This window comes from Sphingomonas arvum (assembly GCF_026013565.1).
Lineage (GTDB): Bacteria > Pseudomonadota > Alphaproteobacteria > Sphingomonadales > Sphingomonadaceae > Sphingomicrobium > Sphingomicrobium arvum.
Genome location: NZ_JAPDOB010000001.1, coordinates 146,104 through 169,750 on the forward strand (window position 1 = coordinate 146,104; position 23,647 = coordinate 169,750).

Annotated in this window: 24 protein-coding genes and 1 tRNA gene; 16 read left to right on the plus strand and 9 right to left on the minus strand. The window is 68.8% G+C overall.

The features are described from left to right. Positions 1–68 precede the first annotated feature (68 nt). The 5 genes from OMW55_RS00770 to hslU all read left to right on the plus strand — a co-directional run bounded on the left by OMW55_RS00770 (position 69) and on the right by hslU (position 4,718). The gene (locus OMW55_RS00770) at positions 69–392 is read left to right on the plus strand and encodes a hypothetical protein (protein WP_264880100.1); all 324 of its coding nucleotides are present in this window, start codon (positions 69–71) and stop codon (positions 390–392) included. A 102-nt stretch (positions 393–494) separates the two neighbouring features. Further along, positions 495–1,937: a phospholipase D-like domain-containing protein gene (locus tag OMW55_RS00775; RefSeq protein ID WP_264880101.1), complete on the plus strand. Its 1,443-nt coding sequence runs from the start codon at positions 495–497 to the stop codon at positions 1,935–1,937. Continuing rightward, positions 1,937–2,860: an alpha/beta hydrolase gene (locus OMW55_RS00780; protein ID WP_264880102.1), complete on the plus strand. Its 924-nt coding sequence runs from the start codon at positions 1,937–1,939 to the stop codon at positions 2,858–2,860. Before OMW55_RS00775 ends, OMW55_RS00780 begins: the two co-directional genes overlap by 1 nt. Positions 2,861–2,878: 18 nt before the next feature. Beyond that, complete coding sequence (gene hslV, locus OMW55_RS00785) at positions 2,879–3,412, plus strand: ATP-dependent protease subunit HslV (RefSeq protein WP_264880103.1); 534 nt, start codon at positions 2,879–2,881, stop codon at positions 3,410–3,412. 7 nt (positions 3,413–3,419) lie between these two features. After that, the gene (gene hslU, locus OMW55_RS00790; RefSeq protein WP_264880104.1) at positions 3,420–4,718 is read left to right on the plus strand and encodes an ATP-dependent protease ATPase subunit HslU; all 1,299 of its coding nucleotides are present in this window, start codon (positions 3,420–3,422) and stop codon (positions 4,716–4,718) included. Here hslU and OMW55_RS00795 read toward each other — a convergent pair. Together OMW55_RS00795 and OMW55_RS00800 are read right to left on the minus strand one after the other, a co-directional pair. Beyond that, positions 4,715–5,407 carry a TIGR02117 family protein gene (locus OMW55_RS00795; protein WP_264880105.1) on the minus strand — a complete coding sequence of 231 codons (693 nt, stop codon included), beginning with the start codon at positions 5,405–5,407 and terminating at the stop codon, positions 4,715–4,717. The two genes, hslU and OMW55_RS00795, sit on opposite strands and share 4 nt — an antisense overlap. A gap of 46 nt (positions 5,408–5,453) precedes the next feature. Continuing rightward, entirely contained in the window at positions 5,454–6,266 is an 813-nt protein-coding gene (locus tag OMW55_RS00800) for an alpha/beta fold hydrolase (RefSeq protein ID WP_264880106.1), read from the minus strand. A gap of 43 nt (positions 6,267–6,309) precedes the next feature. On the opposite strand from OMW55_RS00800, the gene OMW55_RS00805 reads away from it, so the two are divergent. From OMW55_RS00805 to recN, 6 genes are all read left to right on the plus strand, one after another. Continuing rightward, positions 6,310–6,386, plus strand: a tRNA-Pro gene (locus OMW55_RS00805). A gap of 83 nt (positions 6,387–6,469) precedes the next feature. Further along, a complete protein-coding gene (gene yajC / locus OMW55_RS00810; protein WP_264880107.1) occupies positions 6,470–6,829 on the plus strand; it encodes a preprotein translocase subunit YajC in 360 nt (119 codons plus the stop codon). A gap of 1 nt (position 6,830) precedes the next feature. Beyond that, on the plus strand, positions 6,831–8,423 hold the full coding sequence (gene secD, locus OMW55_RS00815; protein ID WP_264880108.1) for a protein translocase subunit SecD: 1,593 nt from the start codon (positions 6,831–6,833) through the stop codon (positions 8,421–8,423). An 11-nt stretch (positions 8,424–8,434) separates the two neighbouring features. Then, positions 8,435–9,397, plus strand: coding sequence for a protein translocase subunit SecF (secF, locus tag OMW55_RS00820; protein ID WP_264880109.1), 963 nt, complete (start codon positions 8,435–8,437; stop codon positions 9,395–9,397). An 80-nt stretch (positions 9,398–9,477) separates the two neighbouring features. Continuing rightward, positions 9,478–10,272, plus strand: coding sequence for an outer membrane protein assembly factor BamD (locus tag OMW55_RS00825; RefSeq protein ID WP_264880110.1), 795 nt, complete (start codon positions 9,478–9,480; stop codon positions 10,270–10,272). A gap of 21 nt (positions 10,273–10,293) precedes the next feature. After that, complete coding sequence (gene recN, locus OMW55_RS00830; RefSeq protein WP_264880111.1) at positions 10,294–11,946, plus strand: DNA repair protein RecN; 1,653 nt, start codon at positions 10,294–10,296, stop codon at positions 11,944–11,946. Here the strand turns inward: recN and OMW55_RS00835 are convergent. From OMW55_RS00835 to sdhC, 4 genes are read right to left on the minus strand one after another with little or no spacing between them, the layout of a single operon-like run. Continuing rightward, entirely contained in the window at positions 11,943–12,200 is a 258-nt protein-coding gene (locus OMW55_RS00835; RefSeq protein ID WP_264880112.1) for a hypothetical protein, read from the minus strand. The two genes, recN and OMW55_RS00835, sit on opposite strands and share 4 nt — an antisense overlap. After that, positions 12,200–13,999, minus strand: a complete 1,800-nt coding sequence (gene sdhA, locus OMW55_RS00840; protein ID WP_264880113.1) for a succinate dehydrogenase flavoprotein subunit — start codon at positions 13,997–13,999, stop codon at positions 12,200–12,202. Before sdhA ends, OMW55_RS00835 begins: the two co-directional genes overlap by 1 nt. A gap of 1 nt (position 14,000) precedes the next feature. After that, positions 14,001–14,432 (minus strand): succinate dehydrogenase, hydrophobic membrane anchor protein, encoded by a 432-nt coding sequence (gene sdhD / locus OMW55_RS00845; RefSeq protein ID WP_264880114.1) that lies wholly within the window; start codon positions 14,430–14,432, stop codon positions 14,001–14,003. Next, on the minus strand, positions 14,429–14,824 hold the full coding sequence (gene sdhC, locus OMW55_RS00850) for a succinate dehydrogenase, cytochrome b556 subunit (RefSeq protein WP_264880115.1): 396 nt from the start codon (positions 14,822–14,824) through the stop codon (positions 14,429–14,431). Before sdhC ends, sdhD begins: the two co-directional genes overlap by 4 nt. A gap of 160 nt (positions 14,825–14,984) precedes the next feature. Between sdhC and OMW55_RS00855 the strand changes: the two genes are divergently transcribed. The 4 genes from OMW55_RS00855 (at position 14,985) to OMW55_RS00870 (ending at position 18,944) form a co-directional block, all read left to right on the plus strand. Next, the gene (locus OMW55_RS00855) at positions 14,985–16,325 is read left to right on the plus strand and encodes a methyl-accepting chemotaxis protein (RefSeq protein ID WP_264880116.1); all 1,341 of its coding nucleotides are present in this window, start codon (positions 14,985–14,987) and stop codon (positions 16,323–16,325) included. Between the two features lie 132 nt (positions 16,326–16,457). Beyond that, complete coding sequence (locus OMW55_RS00860) at positions 16,458–17,159, plus strand: SDR family NAD(P)-dependent oxidoreductase (protein ID WP_264880117.1); 702 nt, start codon at positions 16,458–16,460, stop codon at positions 17,157–17,159. Continuing rightward, positions 17,149–18,060, plus strand: a complete 912-nt coding sequence (bla, locus tag OMW55_RS00865) for a subclass B3 metallo-beta-lactamase (RefSeq protein WP_264880118.1) — start codon at positions 17,149–17,151, stop codon at positions 18,058–18,060. The genes OMW55_RS00860 and bla overlap by 11 nt, the downstream gene beginning before the upstream one ends. Next, on the plus strand, positions 18,057–18,944 hold the full coding sequence (locus OMW55_RS00870) for a 50S ribosomal protein L11 methyltransferase (protein ID WP_264880119.1): 888 nt from the start codon (positions 18,057–18,059) through the stop codon (positions 18,942–18,944). Before bla ends, OMW55_RS00870 begins: the two co-directional genes overlap by 4 nt. Here the strand turns inward: OMW55_RS00870 and OMW55_RS00875 are convergent. Genes OMW55_RS00875 through OMW55_RS00885 form a run of 3 tightly spaced genes read right to left on the minus strand, consistent with a single transcriptional unit; the run spans position 18,932 to position 21,991 of the window. Continuing rightward, on the minus strand, positions 18,932–19,210 hold the full coding sequence (locus OMW55_RS00875; RefSeq protein ID WP_264880120.1) for a hypothetical protein: 279 nt from the start codon (positions 19,208–19,210) through the stop codon (positions 18,932–18,934). The genes OMW55_RS00870 and OMW55_RS00875 overlap by 13 nt on opposite strands. A 25-nt stretch (positions 19,211–19,235) precedes the next feature. Then, positions 19,236–21,281, minus strand: coding sequence for an NAD-dependent DNA ligase LigA (gene ligA, locus OMW55_RS00880; protein ID WP_264880121.1), 2,046 nt, complete (start codon positions 21,279–21,281; stop codon positions 19,236–19,238). Then, entirely contained in the window at positions 21,281–21,991 is a 711-nt protein-coding gene (locus tag OMW55_RS00885) for a dienelactone hydrolase family protein (RefSeq protein WP_264880122.1), read from the minus strand. Before OMW55_RS00885 ends, ligA begins: the two co-directional genes overlap by 1 nt. Positions 21,992–22,270: 279 nt before the next feature. On the opposite strand from OMW55_RS00885, the gene creD reads away from it, so the two are divergent. Then, complete coding sequence (creD, locus tag OMW55_RS00890; RefSeq protein WP_264880123.1) at positions 22,271–23,626, plus strand: cell envelope integrity protein CreD; 1,356 nt, start codon at positions 22,271–22,273, stop codon at positions 23,624–23,626. Positions 23,627–23,647: the final 21 nt, after the last annotated feature.

Here is a 23,647-nt window from a genome sequence, read left to right on the forward strand (position 1 = left end):
CAGGCCGTGCGTCCAACCGTCATTCCGGGCGTTGAGCGGGGTGGGAGGCGACCCCACATGGGCCAGGCATGAAGAAGGGTGACGAGCTGATGCCGCCGCGGCCCGGCCGGAGGAGCTGGACTCGGGCGGAGGATTATATCCCCCAGCGCCGCTCGCGCCGCGCGCCGGGACGACAACTCACCGCACGTCCGTCGCAACTCGATTCGGAAGATCATGGCCAGGGCCGGCCACTGCTCGGCATCGTGCCCTTCGCCCTGCTGATGCTCGGCCTCGCCGTTCTCGCCGTTGCCATCGCCATTACCGCCTGGCCAGGCCGCAACCCGGTTCAGGCCGCCCGCGCCACCGCAGCGGAGCCCGGCACCGCCGCACCGGGCTGGCTCGACCGCCGCTAGGTTTCACCCACGGAACGAACCGGACTTCCCGGCCTTTTTCCACGAAGGACGACAGGGGACTGGTGAATGGCGTTGTTTGAGCCTGGACGGAATTGCTGGGGAATGGCGCACGCGGACAATGCCGCGGTGATTATCGACGCGTGCGATTACTACCGCGTGATCCGCCAGGCCATGCTTCAGGCCAAGCACCGCATACTCATTATCGGCTGGGACTTCGACCCGCGCATCAAGCTCGACCGGACCGAGCACGCCAACGCCGACGAAAGCCTCGGCGACTTCCTGCTGCACCTCGCCGACACCAAGCCCGACGTGCCCATCCTGATCCTCAAGTGGGACGTGGGCGCGATGAAGATGCTGTTTCGCGGCCGGGCGCTGGGCTGGCTGGCGCGGTTGGCGGCGCAGAAGGCGATCCGGTTCCGGCTCGACCACGCCCATCCGACCGGCTGCAGCCACCACCAGAAGATCGTGGTGATCGACGATTGCTTCGCGATATGCGGCGGGATCGATATGACCGGCGACCGTTGGGACCGCCCGGCGCACGCCGACGACGACCCCAACCGGACCCGCCCGAATGGCAGCCGCTACGGTCCCTGGCATGACGCGACGATGGCGGTCGACGGCGACGCTGCCGTCGCGATCAGCGCCATTGCCCGCGACCGCTGGCGCCGTGCCACCGGCAAGCAGCTTGCGGCGATCGAGGACGCCGACTGCATCTGGCCGGAAGGGCTCAAGCCCACCTTCCAGCATGTCGACGTGGCGGTCGCCCGCAATGCCGCCGCCTACGCCGACTGGCCGGCCGTCAAGGAGGTGGAGGCGCTGTTCGTCGACATGATCGAGCGTTCCGAGCGCTTCATCTACGCCGAAAACCAGTATTTCACCTCGCCCGTCATCGCCGCCGCGATCATCCGCCGGCTGGAGGCGCCGAACCCACCCGAGATCGCGCTGGTCGGTCCCTTGAAGGCTGACGGCTGGCTGGAGCAGATGGCGATGGATGCGACGCGCGTGCGGCTCGCCCAGCTGATCGGCCGACGCGATCCCGGCAACCGCTTTCGTATCTTCACGCCCAAGACGCGCGGCGGACAGGACATCTACGTCCATGCCAAGCTGATGATCGTCGATGACCGCATCCTGCGCGTCGGGTCGTCCAACATGAACAACCGCAGCCTCGGCCTCGACAGCGAGTGCGACCTGGCGGTGCAGGCCGACCGCCCCGAGCAGGTCGCCGCCATCGCCGCTCTGCGCACGCGCCTGCTCGCCGAGCATCTCGGGGCCACGCAGGCGGAGGTCGCGGCCGAGTTCGAGCGCACCGGCTCCCTGCTCGCCACCATTGAGGCGCTGCGGCGGCCAGGCCGCACCCTGGCGCTGCTGCCGGTCGCCCGGCCCTCCGACGCCGCCGCCTTCATCGCCGATCGCGAACTGCTTGACCCCAAGAGCCCGCAGGCCATGTTCGAGGGCATGACCCGCCGCAGCCTGTTCGAGCCGATCCGCCGCCGCTGGCGCGACCGGCGCGGTCGCCGCGCCCTGCGCGGGGCCGTGCCCGCCTGATGGGCAAGCGTCCGGGCAAGTCCAAGCCCAAGAGCCTGCCGACCCGCCTGGCGGAGGTGCTGGAGACCCGCGGCTGGAGCCCGGTGACCATGCTCAACCGGGCCGACCGACTGCTCGGCGCCCGGGGCGGTGCGCGGCTTGTCGGCGGCGGCGTGCGCTACGGCTCGCACGACCGCCACCTGCTCGACATTTGGGCGCCGCCGTCCAAGCTGGCCGAGCCCGAAGGCGGTTGGCCGGTTGTCGTGTTCTTCTACGGTGGCGGCTGGCACTCCGGCCACCGCGCCGACTACGGCTTCGCCGCCGCCGCCTTTGCCGAGGCTGGGTTCCTGTCGATCGTTCCCGACTACCGGCTTGCGCCCGCCGTCCGCTATCCCGGCTTCCTGTGGGACGCCGCGCTAGCGCTGCGCTGGGTGGTAAAGAACATCGCGGGACATGGCGGCAACCCGGACCGGATCGCGCTGTCCGGCCACAGTGCCGGCGCCTACATCGGCGCCATGCTGGCGCTCGATACCCGGTGGCTCGACGGCGTCCACCTGCCGGCCGACACGATCAAGGGCGCTGCGCTGATCAGCGGCCCCTACGACTTCGCCCCGTTCCGCGAGTATCGCGGCCGTGCCGCCTTCGCCCATTGGCCCGACCCGGTCGAGACTCAGCCGATTACCCACGTCCGCGCCGACGCCCCGCCCATTCTGCTGCTGCACGGGCAGTCCGACCGGCTGGTCTATGCCAAGAACAGCCGCGTGCTCGCCGCCAGGCTGGAGGCGCTAGGCGCCCCAGTCGTGCTCAACATCTACCCGCAGGCCAACCACGTCGATCCGCTCATTGCCCTGTCACGCCCCTTCCGCTCGCGGCTGCCGGTGCTGGAGGATGCGGTGACTTTCTTGCGCTCGGCCACCGCGCTTCCCACCTCCGCCTCAGAATAAAGCGGAAGGGACACCCAATTGGAGCAGTGGCACGGGACGACGATCCTGGGCGTGAAGAAGGACGGCCGCACGGTGATCGCCGGCGACGGCCAGGTCAGCATGGGCAACACGGTGATGAAACCGAACGCCCGCAAGGTCCGCCGCATCGGCAAGGACGGCAAGGTCATCGGCGGGTTCGCCGGGGCCACTGCCGATGCGTTCACCCTGTTCGAGCGGCTGGAGAAGAAGCTCGAGACGCACCACGGCCAGCTGATGCGCGCGGCGGTGGAGCTCGCCAAAGACTGGCGCACCGACAAGTACCTCCGCAATCTGGAAGCGCTGATGATCGTCGCCGACGCTGAGGTCATGCTGATCCTCACCGGCAACGGGGACGTGCTGGAGCCCGAGGCGGGCATCGCCGCCATCGGCTCGGGCGGCAACTACGCGCTCGCCGCGGCCAAGGCGCTCGCCGACTACGAGCCCGATCCCGAGAAGCTCGCCCGCCGGGCCATGGCTATCGCCGCCGAGGTCTGCGTGTTCACCAATGACCGGCTGACGGTCGAGACCATCTAGGACTTTCATGAACGACAATCTGACCCCCAAGGCCATCGTCGCGGCCCTGGACGAGCACATCATCGGCCAGGCCGACGCCAAGCGCGCGGTCGCTGTCGCCCTGCGCAACCGCTGGCGCCGGCAGCAGCTCAGCCCCGAGCTGCGCGACGAGGTCACGCCCAAGAACATCCTGATGATCGGGCCGACCGGCTGCGGCAAGACGGAGATCAGCCGCCGGCTGGCCAAGCTCGCCGACGCGCCGTTCGTGAAGGTCGAGGCGACCAAGTTCACCGAGGTCGGCTACGTCGGCCGCGACGTCGAGCAGATCGCCCGCGACCTGGTCGAGGAAGCCGTGCGCCTGGAAAAGGAGCGCCGCCGCGAGCGAGTCCGCACCGCCGCGGAGGAGGCGGCGATGGACCGGCTGCTCGACGCCCTGACCGGCAAGGGCTCGTCGGAAGCCACCCGCGCCAGCTTTCGCCAGCGTTTCGCCGACGGCTCGCTGGATAGCGCCGAGGTCGAGATCGAAGTCGCCGAAGCGCCGAACATGCCGTTCGAGCTGCCCGGCGCCGGCGGCATGGGCATGATCAATCTCAGCGAAATGATGAGCAAGGCGATGGGCGGTGCGCCCAAGAAGCGCCGCAAGCTCAAGGTCCCGGCCGCGTTCGAGAAGTTGGTCGAAGAAGAGGCCGACAAGCGCCTCGACCAGGATGACGTGAACCGGGTGGCGTTGGCGGACGCGGAGGCGAACGGCATCGTCTTCCTAGACGAGATCGACAAGATCGCCGCCAGCGACGTGCGCGGCGGCTCCGTCAGTCGCGAGGGCGTCCAGCGCGACCTCCTGCCGCTGATCGAAGGCACCACGGTCGCCACTAAGTACGGCCCGCTCAAGACCGACCACATCCTGTTCATCGCGTCCGGCGCGTTTCACGTCGCCAAGCCGGCCGACCTGCTGCCCGAGTTGCAGGGCCGCCTGCCGATCCGCGTCGAGTTGAAGGCGCTGACCGAGGAGGATTTCGTCCGCATCCTGACGGACACCCGCGCCAGCCTGACCGAGCAATATCGCGCCCTACTCAAGACCGAGGAGGTGCAGGTCGACTTCGCCGATGACGGCATCCGTGCCCTCGCCCGGGTGGCCGCGGAAGTGAACGAGGCCGTCGAGAACATCGGCGCCCGCCGCCTGCAGACGGTAATGGAAAAGCTGCTGGAGACGGTCAGCTTCGAGGCCGAGGATCGCCGCGGCGAGTCCCTCAGCGTCGACGCCGCCTTTGTCGACCAACAGCTCAGCAGCATCGCCCGCGACACCGACCTGTCGCGCTACGTGCTCTAGCGCTCCACCTTCCGATACCGCCAGGTCAGCCCCTGCGCGAACGGCGACCAGGCGCTCACCTCCACCCCGGCCAGCCGCAGCTTGTCGGCCACCCAGTTGTTGCAGGTGTTGAGCGCGCTCGCCCGGCCTCGACTCAAGTAGAAGGCATCATCCGGACCATAGCCTGGATGATCAATCCGCAGTGGCCGGCCCTCCGGCGACAGCGCCAGCTGCGCCCGCACTGCCGCCCACAGCCGCCGGTACTCCTCCGGCCGCAGGCGGATGGCGAACAGGTCGGCACCCGGCTCCGCCGTTCGGTCGACGTGTATGATGCGCTCGCCTCCGGCCACTGCGCCCCAGGCCGCGCGTGGCGTCAGGTCGGCCCAACTCGCCGTCTCCAGGAACACCCGCCGCTCGCCCGCGCCAAAGCCGAACCACTTGGGGTTCGCCGGAGCATCGGCGAAGTCCCGGCGCGGGAAGTAGGATCGCCAGTCCAGCCCCTGCGCCACCGCCGGCATGACGATGTCGACATGCACCCCGTTGCTGCGCAGGTAGACGGTGGTACCCCGCGCCGGCTCCGTCCAAGCGCCATTCAGCGGGACCAGCGACCCGACCAGCGCAGCCAGCAGGTACAACGCCGGCACGGCTAGCATCGCCAGCAACAGCCGGCGCGGCCAGGTGACACGAGAACGACGGCGGCGACGAGCCATGGGGCAAGGCTAGCAGAGGTGGCGCGCCCGGCAACGGCGGCGAGCGTCAGTCCTCGCCCAGGATCACCCGCACGACCTTGTCCGGCTCGTCCCAGATCGGGAAGTGACCGCTATGCTCGAACCACACCATTCGCGCCGATGGGAACGCCGCCTGCGCCCGCGCCGCCTGGCCGGGCAGGCACAGGCGGTCGTGCCGGCCCCAGCCGATCACCACCTCGCCGGACTGTGCGGCCGCCGGCCCGGTCTGCATCGGCCCGGTCGACAGGTCCCGCACCAGCGCGTCGAACGTCGCGGTGCTCGCGTAGCTGGTCAGTTCCTCCGCCACCGTCCCGCCGTCGAGCGCCCACGGCCGCGCCGACAATTGCGCCAGCAGGGCGGTGCGACTGACCGCATTGCCGGCCAGTGCGGGAATCTGCGCCTTCAGCAGCCGCAAGAGCTGCACGGAGGCCGAGATTGTGGTGGCGAAGAAGGTCCGCTCCCAGCCTTCCCAGAACCCGCCCGGATCCAGCGCAACACAGCGGCCGCCATGCCCCTGCCGGGCCAGTTCAAGCACCAGCCGGCCGCCCAGCGACTCGCCGGCGACATCGACCTCGCCAAGGCCCTGCTCGTCGACGAACCGCCGCACGCTCCGCGCCAGCCCGGCGAAGGTGCCGCTGTCCTCCTCGGCCGGCGAGCGCCCGTGGCCCGGAAGATCGAACAGGATAAGCGTCCGCCTCTCCCGCAGCCGCTTCAGCACCGGCGTCCAGCTGCTGATCCTGCCGCCCAGCCCGTGGATCAGCAGCAGCGGCGGCCCGTCGCCGGTTCGTTCGTGATGGATGGCCATGCCCGCCTCAACGATCAGGCGCGGATTACGGCCCATAGCTTGCCTAAGCTCGCCGGCCCGCCTAGATGCCCCGCCGGGTCGGAGCGTAGCGCAGCCTGGTAGCGCATCACACTGGGGGTGTGGGGGTCGCAGGTTCGAATCCTGTCGCTCCGACCATCATCTCGGCTTCGAGCAAGCGTCCGGGGGACGCTTGTCGCCGTGATGATCCTACGTCGACCCAAGGACATCAGCTCATTTCTATGTCGAGCCTTCTCCTCACCACCGCCGCCGCGACGGGCGCCGACGCGGGCGCCAACAGCCCGGCCGCCTTCGCGATCGGCCTGCTGCCGTGGCTGCTCGTTTTCGTCATCTTCTACGTGCTGATGATCCGTCCTCAGCAAAAGAAGGTGAAGGAACACCAGGCCGCGGTTTCCGCCATCAAGAAGGGCGACGAGGTGATCACCGGCGGCGGCATTCGTGGTCGCGTCACCCGCGTCATCGACGAGCGCGAGGCCGAGGTGGAGATCGCGCAAGGGGTCAAGGTGCGGGTGGTCAAGGCGACCATCACCCAGGTGCTGACGGAGGCTGCCAAGCCCGCCAACGACCAGGGCCGCGCCTGACATGCTCGACTTCGCGCGCTGGAAGGTGTGGGCGATTTCGCTGACGATCCTCGTCGGCATCCTGTTCGCCGTGCCCAGCTTGCTGCCGCAAAAGGCGCTGGACCGTTATCCGGCCTTCCTGCCGCACAGCCGCATCAGCCTCGGGCTCGACCTGGCCGGCGGCAGCCAGCTGCTGCTGGAGGCCGATGTGGCCGACGCCGCCAAGCAGCGCGTCACCGCCATGGAGGACAATGTCCGCACCGAGCTGCGCCGCGACCCGCGGGTGGACATCGGCGACATCTCGACCAGCGGTGGCCGGATCAGCTTCATGGTCCGTGATCCCGCCCAGCTCGATACCGCCGTGGAGCGCATGCGCACCCTGGCTCAGCCGGTCGGTCTGACCGGCACCCGCGCCTGGGACGTTCAGGCGTTCGACGGCAACCGGGTTGTGATGACGCCGACCGCGCAGGGTTCGGCCGCCGCATTGAAGGACGCGCTCACCGTCGCTCGCGACGTGGTCCGCCGCCGCATCGACCCGTCGGGCACCAAGGAAGTGACGGTCATCAACCAGGGCGCCCAGCGTATCCTGGTGCAGGTCCCCGGCGTCCAGGACCCCGAGGCGCTCAAGAGCCTCATCGGCCAGACCGCCCGGCTGGAGTTCAAGCTGGTGGACCAGAGCGCCGACCAGGCCGCGTTGGCGCAGGGCCGCGCGCCGGCGGGAAGCCAGGTGCTGCCATATGCCGATGGTACCGGCTTCATCGCCGTGCAGCGCCGGGTGATGGTCTCGGGCGAACAGCTGGCCGAAGCGCACCAGGGCTTCGACCCGCAGAGCGGCGCTCCCAACGTGTCGATCAAGTTCAATTCGGCCGGCGCCCGCCGCTTCGCCCGGGTGACGCAGGAGAATACCGGCAAGCCGTTCGCCATCATCCTCGACGAGAAGGTCCTGTCCGCGCCACGGATTGACGAGCCGATCCTTGGTGGTCAGGCGTCGATTAGCGGCAGCTTCACCACCGAAAGCGCCAACGCGCTGGCGATCAGCCTCGCGTCGGGCAAGCTGCCGGTTAAGCTCAACGTGGTGGAGGAGCGTACCGTCGGTCCGGACCTCGGCCGTGACTCCATTCAGAAGGGCATTGTCGCCTCCATCCTGGCGGTTGTGGCGGTGGTGCTGTTCATGCTGATCACGTACGGCCGCTTTGGCGTATACGCGACCGCCGCGCTGATCGTGAACGCGCTGATGATCCTCGGCATCATGGCGATCTTCAACGCTTCGCTGACCTTGCCCGGGATCGCCGGTTTCGTGCTGACCATCGGTGCCGCGGTCGACGCCAACGTGCTGATCAACGAGCGCATCCGCGAGGAAATGCGGCGCGGCCGCAAGATCCTCGACGCGCTCGACACGGGCTACAAGGAGGCGTCCACCGCCATCTTCGACGCCAACATCACCAACACCATCGCCGCGGCGCTGATGTGGTACTTCGGCTCCGGCCCGATCCGCGGCTTCGCGGTGGTGCTCTTCATCGGTATCGTCACCTCCGTCTTCACCGCGGTCAACTTCACTCGCATGCTGGTGGCCCTGTGGGTCAAGCGCCGGCGGCCGCGCGAACTGCACATCTGAGGATTGGCCCCATGCGGCTGCTGAAGCTCGTTCCCGATAACACCAACATCGACTTCATGCGGTGGCGCAACCTCGCCCTCATTCTGTCGATCATCGCCACCGTGGCCAGTCTGGCGCTGGTCGGCGTGCGCGGCCTCAACCTCGGCGTGGATTTCGTCGGCGGCCAGATGGTCCGCGCCACCTTCCCGCAATCCGTTGAGGTCGACCAGCTGCGTGACCGCGTCGGCTCGCTCGGCCTGGGCGAAGCGAGCATCCAGGAATCGGGCGGCCCGACCAGCTACCAGATCCGCCTTCCCCGGCCCGAAGGCGGGGAGGCGGCCGCCAACGCGGCTGCCAGCAAGGTCCGGCAGATGCTGGCCCAGCAGTATCCCGGCAGCCGCGTCGATTCGGTCGAGACCGTGTCCGGCAAGGTGTCGGAGGAGCTCGCCACCGATGGCGCCCTGGCGATCGGCCTCGCCATGCTCGGCATCGCCCTGTTCATCTGGTTCCGCTTCGAATGGCAGTTCGGCATCGGCGCTCTGGTGACGCTGTTCCACGACGTCTCCATGACACTGGGCTTCTTCTCGTTGTTCCAGCTGCAGGTCGACCTCAACGTGGTGGCAGCCATCCTCACCATTGTCGGCTATTCGCTCAACGACACGGTGGTGATCTACGATCGCATCCGCGAGAACCTGCGCAAATACCGCAAGATGCAGACAGTGCCGCTGCTCAACCTGTCGTTGAACGAGACGCTCAGCCGGACCATCGTCACCTCCCTGTCCATCCTGCTGGCCCTGGGCGCGCTGATGATCTTCGGTCCCGAAGTGATCTTCGGCCTGACGGTCGCCATCTTCCTCGGCATCTTCGTCGGCACCTACTCGTCGATCTACATCTCCTCACCGATCTTGGTCTGGCTCGGCGTCCGTCCGGACAGCTTCCTCAAGGGCGAGGAAGGCGAACGGATCGAGCGGCGGGGCGACGGCGCGGCTGTCTGAACGCAAGACAGGACGGGTTCATCTGCCGTGCCGCTTAACGGCGCTTTCCCTTGCCTTTGGCCAGCGTTAGAAGGCTCTCCATGCTGAAGCTCTCCCGGGTCGCCACCGCGCTCGTCGCCTGCGCGATCATTCTCCCCGCCGCCGGCTGCTCGCGCAACCGCGCCAAGAGCGACGTCAACTATGTCGCCAGCGACGTGAACACGCTTTATGGCCTCGCCAAGGAACGGCTCGACACCAGCCAGTACGAGGAAGCAGCCAAGCTGTTCGACGAGGTCGAGCGGCAGCATCCCTATTCCGTATGGGCCCGCCGGGCGCAGCTGATGAGCTCATTCAGCTACTACATGGCGCGCAAGTATCCCGAAGCGGTCAGCTCGTCGCAGCGCTTCCTGACCATCCACCCGGGCAACAAGGATGCGCCCTACGCGAGCTATCTGATCGCGATGAGCTATTACAACCAGATCGCCGACGTCAGCCGCGACCAGAAGGTGACGCAACAGGCGCTCGACAGCTTCAACGAGCTGATCCGCCGCTATCCGGAAAGCCGCTATGCGTCCGACGCGCGACTGAAGCTCGACCTCATCAACGACCATCTCGCCGGCAAGGAGATGGAGGTTGGCCGCTTCTACCAGCGCTCGGGTCAATGGCTCGCGTCCGTGACTCGCTTCCGCGTGGTTGTCGACAAGTACCAGACCACCAGCCACACGCCCGAGGCGCTGATGCGCCTGACCGAGAGCTACCTCGCGCTCGGTGTGCCCGAAGAGGCGCAAAAGGCGGCCGCCACGCTCGGCCGCAACTACCCGGGCACGCAATGGTACCAGCACGCCTACGAGCTGATGCAGCGCAAGGCGCCGCAGCGCACCGCCTTCGCGAGCTAGGCAAAGGAGCGGGGGCGGGGAGTGCTGCGGCAACTCGTCATCCGCGACGTGGTGCTGATCGATCGGCTGGAGCTCGACTTCGGCGACGGTCTCGGCGTCCTCACCGGCGAGACCGGCGCGGGCAAGTCGATCCTGCTGGATGCGCTAGGACTTGCGCTGGGTGCCCGCGCCGATAGCGGGCTGGTGCGCTCCGGCCAGGATGCCGCGGCGGTCACCGCTGCCTTCGACCTACCCGCCGGCCATCCGGGCCTCGCCGTGCTCGACGACGGCGGCGTCGAGGCGGAGCCCGGCGAACCCCTCCTTCTCAGGCGCCAGGTCAAGGCCGACGGCGGCAGCCGCGCCTTTGCGGCCGGTGCCCCGGTGCCCGCCGCGCTGCTGCGCGAGGTTGGCGGAACCCTGGTCGAGATCCATGGCCAGCACGACGATCGTGGCCTGCTGAACCCGCGCGGCCACCGCGACTTGCTCGACGCCTTCGGCAAGCTCGACCCGCGCCCGGTTAGCGCAGCCTGGAGCGCCGTGCAGCGGATCGAAGCCGACCTCGCCGCCGCCCGCCAGACCGCTGACGAGGCCGAGCGCGACCGCGACTACCTGACCCACGCCGCCGAAGAGATTGCCCGGCTGGCGCCCGAGCCCGGCGAGGAGACCGCTCTCGCCGAGCAGCGCGCGGGCATGCAGTCCAGTGCCAAGGCCGGTGAAGCGCTGCAGGGGCTCGACGACCTGCTCGGCGGCTCCGACGGCGCACTGGCTTTGCTGCGCGCCGCCGCCCGCCGGATCGAGCGCGGCGCGGCCGACCATCCGCTGCTCGCCGAGGCGCTGGCCGGCATCGACCGCGCCGTGATCGAGACCGCCGAAGCCGAGGACCGCATCGGGCGCGCGGCCGAGGAACTCGCCTTCGATCCGCAGCGGCTGGAGCTGGTCGAGACCCGCCTGTTCGACATTCGCGCACTCGCCCGCAAGCACCGGGTCGAGCCCGACGCCTTGGCCGCGCTCGGTGCCAACATGGCGGCCAGGCTGGCGCTGATCGAGGCCGGCGGCGAACGGCTGGCGGAGCTTGGGCGCGACCTCGAGCAGGCCCGCGCCCGCTACGAGCAGCTGGCGGCCGAGTTGACGGAGCAGCGGCGCGCCGCCGCGACCCGACTCGATGCGGCCGTCAATGCCGAGCTTGCCCCGCTGAAGCTGGAAGCCGCGTCCTTCCGCACCGCCTTGTCGGACGGCGTTCCGGGACCGGGCGGCAGCGACCGGGTCGAGTTCACCGTCTCCACCAACCCCGGCGCGCCGTTCGGCGCGCTCACGCGCATCGCATCGGGCGGCGAGCTGTCGCGCTTCATCCTCGCGCTGAAGGTCGCGCTGGCCGAAGCGGGCGGCGCTTCCACCATGATCTTCGACGAGATCGACCGCGGGGTCGGCGGCGCCGTCGCCAGCGCCATCGGCGAGCGCCTGTCCCGCCTTGCCCAGCGCAGCCAGCTGCTGGTCGTCACCCACTCGCCCCAGGTGGCCGCCCGGGCCCGTCACCACTATCGCATCGAGAAGAGCCACGGTGCCGACGGCACCCGCACCACCGTGCGCAAGCTCGCTCCCGATGAACGGCGGGAGGAGATCGCCCGCATGCTGTCCGGTGCCGCCGTCACCGAAGAAGCGCGTGCCCAGGCCGCACGGCTGCTCGAAGCCGCCTAGCGCTCCCGCACCGCGGCGGCGAGCGCGGCGCCGCCGACCGCGGTGATCACCGACAGGAAGAACAAGTCGTCAAGGCCACCTTCGCGCCACTGCGCCATCGGCACGCCGTCGAGCGCCAGGCGAGCCGCCCATGTGCCGGTGGCAACCAGGGCGCCGACGATGGAAGCCAGCGAGAACCACAGCTTGCGGCGGCGGACCAGCAGAAATGCGACCCATGCGCTGAGACCCACTGGCAACCAGTAGGTCTCGGCCATCAATAAACGCGCGCCTTGGGCTTGATGTAGCTGATGTCCTCGGTGAGCGTGTACTCGTGCACCGGGCGGTAATCGATTGCCACGCCGCGCCCGAAGTCACCGGCCCAGCCGTCCATCCACGCGATCGTGTGCTTCATCCAGTTCGCGTCGTCGCGGTTGGGGAAGTCCTCGTGCATGTGCGCACCGCGGCTTTCCTTGCGGTTCGCGGCGCAATGCATGGTGACCACGGCCTGCGAGAGCATGTTGTCGAGCTCAAGCGTCTCCACGAGGTCGGTGTTCCAGATCAGGCTGCGGTCGGTGACCTTCACGTCGCCCATGCCGCGGAACACCGCGTCGATCTTCTCCTTGCCTTCGTCCAGCGTGCGCTCGGTCCGGAACACGGCGCAGTCCGCCTGCATGGTCCGCTGCATCTCGTTGCGCAGCTTCGCGGTCGGCGTGCCACCGTCGGCGTAGCGGAACTTGTCCAGACGGCCGAGCGACAGGTCGGCGCTGTCCTTGGGCAACAGCGCCTGCGCTGCCCCGCCCTTGAGCACCTCGCCCAATCGCAGGCCCGTCGCACGCCCGAACACCACCAGGTCGATCAGGCTGTTGGAGCCGAGGCGATTGGCACCGTGGACCGACACGCAGGCCGCTTCGCCGACCGCGAACAGGCCAGGCACGACCGCGTCCGGATTGCCGTCCTTCAGCGTGACGACCTCGCCATGATAGTTCGTCGGGATGCCGCCCATGTTGTAGTGGACGGTCGGCACCACCGGGATCGGTTCGCGTGTCAGGTCGACGCCGGCGAAGATCTTGGCGGTTTCCGTGATCCCCGGCAGGCGCTCGCCCAGGATCTTCGGGTCAATGTGGTCGAGGTGAAGGAAGATGTGGTCCTTCTCCTTGCCGACACCGCGCCCTTCGCGGATCTCCATCGCCATCGAGCGCGACACAACGTCGCGGCTGGCCAGGTCCTTGGCCGACGGAGCATAGCGCTCCATGAACCGCTCGCCTTCGGAGTTGGTGAGGTAGCCGCCTTCGCCGCGCGCGCCTTCGGTGATCAGCACGCCCGCGCCGTAGATGCCGGTCGGGTGAAACTGCACGAACTCCATGTCCTGCAACGGCAGGCCGGCGCGCAGCACCATGGCGTTGCCGTCGCCGGTGCAGGTATGGGCCGACGTGGCCGAGAAGTAGCAGCGGCCGTAGCCGCCTGTCGCCAGCACCACCGCCTGCGACCGGAAGCGGTGGATGCTGCCGTCCTCCATGCACAGCGCCACCAGGCCGCGGCACTCGCCATCGACCATGATCAGGTCGAGCGCGAAATATTCCACGAAGAAGTCGGCGTCATACTTCAGGCTCTGCTGGTAGAGCGTGTGGAGCATCGCATGGCCGGTGCGATCAGCGGCGGCGCAGGTGCGCTGCGCGGCCGGACCCTCGCCCATGTTCTGGGTCATCCCGCCGAAGGCGCGCTGGTAGATGCGGCCGTCGTCCGTGCGGCTGAACGGCAGGCCGGCATGCTCCAGCTCGTACACCGCCGCCGGCGCCTCGCGGCAGAGGTACTCGATCGCGTCCTGGTCACCGAGCCAGTCGGAGCCCTTCACCGTGTCGTACATGTGCCAGGTCCAGTGGTCCGGACCCATGTTGCCGAGGCTGGCCGCGATCCCGCCCTGCGCGGCCACCGTGTGGCTGCGGGTCGGGAACACCTTGGTGATGCAGGCGGTCTTCAGGCCCTTTTCGGCCGAGCCCATGGTGGCACGCAGGCCCGCGCCGCCGGCGCCCACAACCACGACATCGTAGACGTGATCGATGATCTGATATGACATGTTAAGCGGTAGCTCCGAAGGCGATCTTGGCCAGCGCGAACAGCGCCAGTGCCCCCACGCCTACATGTAGGAAGAGGCTGACGAGATGCCACATCATGCGGCCGCCTTCGTCCCCCTGATAATCGTCGACGATGACCTTGAGGCCCTCGAGGCTGTGCTCGAAGTTGAGGTAGACGAACAGCGCCATCGGCACGAAGCCCAAGGGGCTGCGCAGCCACTCGCGGATGGTGGCCTGGCTGTAGTCGGGCAGCAGCACCATGGACGCGATGAACCACAGGCCGAGCAGAACTAGCGCAACGGAGGTTACCCGCTCGCGAATCCACAGGTTCCCGCCATGGTGGGCGCTGCCGAGCCCGCGAACGCGGCCCAGCGCCGTCTTGCCTTCGGGAACCGCATTGCGGTCGTGACGTCCGATGTCCTTGGGTCCAGTCATGCGCGCACCAGGAGAATGTAGGCCCACAGGGCAATGGTGAGGACGGCCGAACCGATCCAGGTGGCGACCGCCATCGACTTGTTGCGCTTCAGCTCGAAGCCCGACCCGATGTCCATGACCAGGTGGCGCACGCCCGACAGAGTGTGCTGGAAGAAGCTCCAGCTCAGGCCCACCAGCACCAGGATGCCGAGCGGATGGCCGGCCGCCCTGCTGAACGTGGTGTAGCCGTTGCCGGCGCCGGCCAGTGCCAGCAGCCACCAGGTCAGCACCGCCAGTCCGCCGACCGACAGGGCTATCCCGGTCGCGCGGTGGAGAATGGAGGTCGCCATGTGCGGACCCCATTTCCAGATGGTCAGGTGGGGGGACAGGGGCCGGGCCGTATTGCGCGCCATGAAGCTCACTTCGCTGCAGCTTGAGTAGAAGTAGCCGCCGCTTAGAAGCCGAGCGCCTCAGAGGCAAGGCAGCCGAAGGTCCGTCCGCTCTAACCGGCTCTTAACCAATGGCCTGCCACAAGGCCGCCGATCAGGCAGCACCAGATGGGTGGACGAGTAGATGAGCGGACGGCGCACCAACGAACATGATTACGACCTCGCGCGCGGGCTGCGCTTCTATGACAGCACCGGCGACCTGCCGGCGCGCGCCGCCGAGCTCTGGGCCCGGATCAGCCACGCCGAGATGGACCTCGCGCGTGAGTTCTGGCGTCGCTACCGCAAGTCCGAAGAGCTCCGCCAGAGCATCCCGGACGATCAGCTGGAGCACCTTGCGACCCGCATCGTGCCGTACCTCCAGGCCAAGTTCGCGAACCTGGCGGAAGGCAGCTGGATCGGGACCGCCCGTGGCTATGTCGAAAAGGCGCTCGCCTCCGACCTCAGCCTGTCGACTCTGCTGGCCGGCCTGAACGCGGAAACGGAAGCCGCCTACGCCGCGATCCGCTCCAGCATCACCGATGAAGCGGAGCTTGTGGCCGCCTGCCGCACGTTGTCCGAAGTGGAAGCGCTCGAGATCGACGTCTTCGTCTACCACACCGTGTCGATCACCCGCGCGGGCCATCGCGCTCGCCGGGTCGAGGAAGCCGAGGAGTTCAAGCGCAAGGTTGTCAGCGTCGTGACGCGCTGCGTCGGTGAGAATGAGCAGCTGCGGGGTCAGGCGACCCTGACCGCCGGTGCCGCGCGCGGCATGCTCGGCAAGACCAGCGAAGTGGCCGCCGCTGCCGAGCAGTCGGCCGTCGCCATGCGCGAAGCGGCGCAGACCGCCGCCGGCCTGATCCGCGCCATCGAGGACGCTCGGACAGAGGTAGAGACCGCCGCTGGCATCGCTACCCGCGCCAGCGATCAGGCCAGCCAGGCGGTGGAAGTCAGCCGCATGCTGTCGAGTCACGTGGAGGCGATCGAATCGATCCTCGGCCTGATCCGCGACATTGCCGGCCAGACCAACCTGCTCGCCCTCAACGCCACCATCGAGGCGGCGCGCGCGGGCGACGCCGGCCGCGGCTTCGCGGTGGTCGCGCAGGAGGTGAAGAGCCTCGCCAGCCAGACCGCGCGGGCGACCGACGACATCACCGCCAAGATTACCGCCATCCAGCAGGCGACCCGCCAGACGGTGGACGCAAACGGCAACATCCAGAGCACGGTGGAGGAGGTGCAGACCAGCGCCGACCGCATCCGTCAGGCGATGGAGCTGCAGGCGCAGACGGTCACCATGATCACTGCCGCGGTCGACGAGACCGCGCTCGCCGCCGACTCGATGAGCTCGACCATCGCCGCCATCCGCTCCGACACGGAAAGCGTCGCCCGCGACATCGACCAGGTGGAGCAGGGCTTCGGACGCTTCGCCGACCAAGTCGTCGACGTCCGCAATGTCACCAGCGAATTCACCGCGAGATTCGCGGCTTGAGCATGAGCAACCACTCGTCCTGAGCGGAGCACGAAGTGCGTAGTGGAAGGGCGCCCCCCGACTGCGCTACGCTTCGCTCAGGACGAGTCACGAGGCTTTGCGCAGCCGCTCCACGGCGCTAACGCGCCCTTCATGAACATCCTTCTCACCGGCGCCAGCCGCGGCATCGGCAAGGCCGCCTTTGACGCCCTCACCGCCGGCGGCCATCGCGTCGCCGGCCATTCCACTCGCGGCGGCGACGGCCTGCTCGCCGGCGACCTCGCCGATCCGGCTGCGCCCCGCGCCCTGTGGCAGTCCGCGCTCGACGCGCTCGGCGGGCGCATCGACGTGCTGGTCAACAACGCCGGCGTCTACGAAGCGATTGCGGACGATGCGTCCGACGCCGACTGGCACGCGGCCTGGGACCGCACCATGCGGATCAACCTCCAGGCCTCGTCCGACCTCACCCGCCTGGCCATCACCCACTTTCGGCACAATGGTGGAGGCAGGATCGTAAACGTCGCCAGCCGTGCCGGTTATCGCGGGGACTCACCCCAGCACTGGCATTACGCCGCCTCCAAGGCGGCGATGATCGGCGTCACGAAGACCGTGGCGCGCGGCTATGCGGCGGACGGCATTCTCGCCTTCGCCGTCTGCCCGGGCTTCACCGTGACCGAGATGACCGAGGAATATCTGGCCAGCCGCGGCGGCGAGAAGATCCTGGCCGAAATTCCCCTGGGCCGCGTGGCGAGCGCGGCGGAAATCGGGGAGATCATCCGCTGGCTCGCGACGGACGCCCCGCCCAGCGCAACCGGCAGCGTGATCGATGCCAACGGCGCCAGCTATGTCCGCTAGCCTGGCGCTGCTGTTCGCCGCCCAGGCGATCACCATCCCGCTGGGCAAGCCGCCCGCCCGCATCGAACCGCCCAGGGCGCCGGTCGAGCGCTCCGGGCCAGCATGGTTGCGGGCATGCGGCGACTCCACTGATTGGAACCAGCCAGCGCCACCCGTCCGCATCCACGCCAACACTTATCTCGTCGGCACCTGTGGGATCTCGTCGATCCTGATCACCGGAACCCAGGGCCACATCCTGATCGATGGCGGAACGGAGCAGGGCGCCGACCTCATCGCCGACAACATCCGCCGGCTCGGCTTCAAGCTCACCGACATCCGCTTCCTGCTGAGCAGCCACGAGCATCTCGACCATGTCGGCGGCCTCGCCCGGCTGCAGCAGCTGACCGGCGCCACCGTGGTCAGCTCCGCCCTCGCAAAACCCGTGCTCGCCAGCGGCGTTGTTAGCTCCGACGATCCGCAGTCTGGCATGCACAAGCCGTTCGCCGGCGTGATCGTCGGCCGTACGATCGTAGACGGGCAGGCGCTGCCGCTCGGCAACCTCTTCCTCACCGCGCGTACCACTCCGGGCCACACGCCCGGCGCGCTGACCTGGACTTGGGAAACCTGCGAGGGCGCGGTCTGCCGCTCGATGGTCTATGCCGACAGCCTGTCGCCGGTCAGCAGCGACGCCTACCGCTTTTCCGACCATCCGGCGTACCTCGCCGCCTACCGCGCCTCGCTCGCAAAGGTCGCGGCCCTGCGCTGCGAAATCCTGCTCACCCCGCACCCCTCTGCCAGCAACATGCGTGATCGGATGGCTGGCCTGAAGCCTCTCTTCGATCCGGACGGCTGCAAGAACTACTCGGCGCGCCTGACCGAAGCCCTCGACCAGCGCCTGGCCAAGGAAGCGGCCGAAAAGTGAGCTGGCGCGTCACGCTCCCCTGCACCCGTGCGCAAGGTGAGGCGATCGGCTCGGCCGACGACCTCTTCCCCGATCACGACAACCCGCCCGTGGTGGTCGCCGACGAGCCCGACGAGCATCGCCCCGACGACTGGCTGATCCACGCCTACTTCGAGGACGAGCCGACCGCAGCCGACCTCGCCACCCTTCGCCAGCTCGCGAGCGGCGAGCCGCAGGTCGAACAGCTTGCGGACGAAAATTGGGTGGCCCGCAGCCAGCAGGGCCTCGAACCCATCCGCGCCGGCCGCTTCTTCGTCCACACGCCGGCCCACGCGCCGGACCCGAGTGCGACGAACTTCCTGATCGACGCCGGCCTCGCCTTCGGCACCGGCCAGCACGCCACCACCAAGGGCTGCATTGAAGCGCTCGACCGCCTTGAGCGTGCGGGCAAGCGCTTCGCCAACCTGGCCGACATCGGCACCGGCACCGGACTGCTCGCCTTCGCCGCCCTGGGGCTGTGGCCCGGCGCCCGGGCGGTCGCCACCGACATCGACCCCATCAGCATCGACGTCACGCGGGACAATGCCGCGGTCAACCGCGTGCCGCTGGGACAGGGCGGGGGCGAACTGCTGCTGGCCGTCGCGGACGGCATGAACTCGCCCGAACTAGCCGCTCGCGCGCCCTTGGACCTGCTCATCGCCAACATCCTTGCCGGCCCCCTGATCGAGCTCGCCCCCGCGTTCGTCGCCGCGCTCCAGCCGCATGCGACCGTCGTCCTCGCGGGCCTGCTCGACACCCAGGCCGAGGCAGTCACCGCTGCCTACACGGCGCTTGGCTGCCGACTCCTCGAAGGCGGCACCGGCGAGTGGCGGGTGCTGGTGCTCGAAGGCCCTCAGCTCGCCTGACGCCGCCGCCACAGCGCCACCGCGATCACGGCCACGCTCGGCGCCAGCCAGTCGAGCCACGGATCGGCCTTCGCCCACACCGCCAGGTCCAGCCCGCCCCACCAAGGCATGTTGGCGCGCAGGCCGCCGCCGAACCGTTCGATCCAGCGATATTCGGCCTGCGTCACCTCGCGGGCGATGGCCCACGCGATCGCCGCGCATGCGCCGGCCCACCGGCTCCGCGACAGCCGGTCGACCACCGCCTGCATGCCAAGCGCCAGCAGCACATGACCGATCAGCCCGAGCAGCAGGTCAGGCCTCCGCCACGATCCGCTGCCATTCCTCCTCGCCGATCACGCGCACGCCCAGCTCCTCGGCCTTCTTGAGCTTGGACCCGGCGCCCGGCCCCGCCACCACCAGGTCGGTCTTGGCGCTGACGGTACCGGCCGCCCGCGCGCCCAGCTTCTCCGCCTGTGCCTTGGCTTCGTCCCGGCTCATGGTCTGGAGCGATCCGGTGAACACCACCGTCTTGCCGCTCCACTCCGTCTCGCGGGCTTGGCTGACGTAGGCGGCCGGCCGGGCCAGCGCGAGCAGATCCGCCACCTCGCGCCGGTTATGCTCCTCGTGAAAGAAGTCGTGCACTGCCTCGGCCACGACCGGCCCGACACCCTCTACGCTCGACAATTCGGCGATGCCGTTCTCGCCCGCCGCCGCCGCCTGCAACGCGTCGATCGTCCCGAAGCACTTCAGCAGGTCCTTGGCGGTGACGATGCCGACGTGCCGGATGCCCAGCCCGAACAGCAGCCGCGCCGGGTCGAATCCGCGCCGCGCGTCGATCGCTCCCAGCAGCGCATCGACGCTCTTCTCCTTCCAGCCTTCGCGGCCCAGCAGCTCGCCCCGATGCTCGCCCAGCCGGAACACGTCGGCCGGCCCGTGCAGCCAGCCGAGCGCCGCAAACTCCTCGATGCTCTTCTCGCCCAGCCCGTCGATGTCCATCGCCCCGCGGCTGACGAAATGCTTCAACCGCTCGATCCGCTGCGCCGGGCAGATCAGCCCGCCGGTGCAGCGCACGTCCACCTCGCCCTCCTCGGCCACCGCCTCCGAACTGCACTGCGGGCAATGGTCGGGGAAGCGGAACGGCTCGCGCGGCTCATCCCGGGTCAGGTTCTCGACCACCTGCGGGATCACGTCGCCAGCCCGCTGGATGCGCACCCGGTCGCCTTCGCGCAGGCCCAGCCGCGCGATCTCGTCGCGGTTGTGCAGCGTCACGTTGGCGACGATCACCCCGCCGACCCCGACCGGGGTCAGCCGCCCGACCGGCGTCAGCTTGCCGGTCCGCCCGACCTGAATCTCGATCCGCTCCAGCGTGGTCTCAGCCTTTTCGGCCGGGAACTTATGCGCCAGCGCCCAGCGCGGCGCCCGCGCGACCGTGCCCAGCCGCTCCTGCCAGTCGATCCGGTCGACCTTGTAGACAACGCCGTCGATGTCGAACGGCAGGTCCGCCCGCGCATGCTCGATCGCGGCATAGTGGCCCAGCGCCTCGTCGACCGTCTCGCACCGCCGGAACAGCTCGGCGACCGGAAAGCCCAATCCGCGCAGCCGTTCCACGCACTCCGCCTGCGTGCTCCCGAGCGGCTCGGTCAGCTCGCCCCAGCCATGCACCAGGAACCGGAGCGGCCGGGCCGCGGTGATCGCCGGATCCTTCTGCCGCAGCGATCCGGCGGCGGCGTTGCGCGGGTTGGCGAAGATCTTGCCCCCGCTTGCTTCCTGCCGGACGTTGAGCCCGGCAAAGTCCTCCTTGGACATGTACACCTCGCCGCGCACCTCCAGCACGGCCGGCGCGCCGCCGAGTTGCTGCGGAATGTCCCCGATGGTGCGGGCGTTCGGCGTCACGTCCTCGCCGACCGTCCCATCTCCGCGCGTCGCCGCGAGCATCAGCTTGCCGCCTTCGTACCGCAGCGAACACGACAAGCCGTCGATCTTCGGCTCCGCGGTCAGCGCCACCGGCTCGTCCTCGGCCAGGCTTAGGAACCGCCGCACCCGGCGGACGAACTCGTGCACCTCGTCGGGCGAAAAGGCATTCTCCAGGCTGAGCATCGGTCGCGCGTGGGTGACCTTGGCCAGCGCCGAGGTCGGCGCGGCGCCGACCACCGCCGAGGGCGAGTCCTGCCGGACGAGGTGGGGAAAGCGCGCCTCCAGCGCCGCATTCTCGCGCACCAGCGCGTCATAGTCGGCGTCGCTGATCTCCGGCGCGTCCCGGTCATGGTACAGCTGGTTGTGCCGCGCGATCTCGCGCGCCAGCCGCATCAGCCGGTTGGCGGCCTCGGCCTCGGTCAGGTTGGCACCCGTCGCCGCCATCAGCCGAACAGCTCGTCCAGGAAGTCGTACAGCGCCGTCCAGCTGCGCCGCGCCGCCTTTCGGTCATACTCGACCCCCGGAATGCCCAATTCACTGGTGGCGTTCGGATTGGTGAAGCCGTGTCCGACATGGCCATAGGCATGGATCTGCCAATCCGCGCCAGCGTCCGTCAGCTCCTTCGCCAGCGCCACCACCGCGTCCGGCGGCACCATCGGATCGTCCCAACCGTGGTAGGCGACCACCTTCGCCTTGATCGGCTGCGGCGGCAGTCCCGGCGGGTCGAACAGGCCGTGGAAGCTCGCCACCCCGGCGATGTCCGCGCCCGTCCGCGCCAGGTCCAGCACGCACTGCCCGCCGAAGCAGAAGCCGATGGCGGCGATCCGGGCGGACTGAACGCCAGGCTGCTGCTTCGCAACCTCCAGGATGGCGAGCAGCCGGTCCTTCAGCGCCGCGCGGTCACTCCGCAGCCGCGTCAGCTCGCCGAACATCACGTCCCGTGCCGCGCCGCGGAACTCCTTGCCGAACGTGTCGGCGATGAAAGCATTGCAGCCATGCTCGTTCAGCTGGGCCGCGAACCCGCGCTCCAGGTCGGTCACGCCCATCACCGTCGGCACGATGATCACCGTCGCGCGCGCCTCGCCCGACGCGGGTAGCCAGGCATGCTCCAGCGCCTCGCCCGCAAACTCCTGCGCTACTGCCTGTTCCGCCATCCTTGTCGCTCTCCGCTGCCTGGTTGCTTCAGCGCCGGTTAGCAGCCCCGCGTTCCCTGCCCAAGCACCTCCGGCACGGCGGAATGCTGTCCTACGGGCACCCTCGCGTGCCATACCGATCGGCATGAACAACTTCGCGAAAACGCTCGGCCCGATGCGGCAGCCCGCAGGCTGCCAGGCGAAGTGGACAAAGTGGACACCCCTGTTTCTTGTCTCTCCTTGACGACGAACCGTGCATATCTGTAGACGAGCCGAATAGAAGCAGCGCGAGTGCAGCGAATGGATCAGCCGAGCCCGACCGCCAAACTGCTGCGTGCGCTCGGCGTGGCGGCGCTCCTGTCCATTGGAATCTTCATCACCTGGCTGCTCATTTCCGACCGCCACTCGCAGTCGCTCGAGGCGCGCGGCAGCATCGCGGAAGGGTGGGGCGGGCCGCAGGTGGTCGCCGGGCCGGAGCTCAGCATTCCGTTCAAGGTCACCACACCGGGCGCCACCGACGGCAACGGGCGGACCATCACTGGCCCGGTTGTGACCGAAAAGCGGCTGGTGCTCGCGCCGACCGGCGTCGACCTGACGACCCGCATCGCCCCCGAACGCCGCGCCCGCTCCATCTACGAAGTCGTAGTCTACCGCGCCGACACCCAGGGCCGCGCGACCTTCGCCCTTCCGGCCGACCTCTCCCGCCTGGGCGTCCCGGCCGGCGCGCTGGAGCTCAATCGGGCCGAACTGCGCTTCGGCGTCGCCGACCCGCGCGGCCTCAGCGCCAACCCGCAAGTTCGCGTGAATGGCCGCACGCTGCCGCTCGGACCCGGCGGCGGGACCAGCCTCGTCGCCACCGGCTTCTATGCGCCAATCGACCTCACCCAGGTCGATCCTGCTCGCTTCTCGGTCGATCTCCGCTTCGCCCTGCGCGGCAACGAGAGCTTCGCGCTCGCGCCCCGCGCCGGCGACACCGCATGGAAGCTGACCTCGCCCTGGGCTAACCCCAGCTTCACCGGCGGCTTCCTGCCCGAACAGCGCAGCGTCACGAAGGATGGCTTCACCGCCAGCTATCGCATCGGCAACCTCGCGCTCGGCCGCTCGCTGCTCTTCGTCGACGGCGCCGAGCCGAGCCGGCCGGAGCCGACACCTGGCGGCGCCAACGCCACCGCCGGGGTCAGCCTGATGCAGCCGGTCGACCTCTACAGCCAGGTCGATCGCGCGACCAAATACGGCTTCCTGTTCATCGGCTTCACCTTTCTCGCCTTTCTGCTGTTCGACATCATCGGCGGGGTTCGGGTCGCCGCCATCGAATATCTGCTGACCGGCGCGGCACTGGTCCTGTTCTTCGTCCTGCTGCTGGCCTTTGCCGAGGTGATCGGTTTCACCGCTGCCTACGTCGTTGCAGCCGGCGCCATCGCCGTGCTCAATACCGCTTACTCGGCGGCCGTGCTCAGGAGCTGGCGGCGCGGCCTGGTGATCGGCGGCATCCTCCTCGGCCTTTACGCCATGCTCTACATCCTCCTGAGCCTGGAAGCCTACTCGCTGCTGATCGGTTCGCTGCTCCTCTTCGTCGCGCTGGCCGGGACCATGTACGTGACCCGCCGGCTCGACTGGACCGGCGCGCGCCGCGAGGAAGCGGCGGCGACGCTTTGACCTCGGCGCCAAACGGGAATA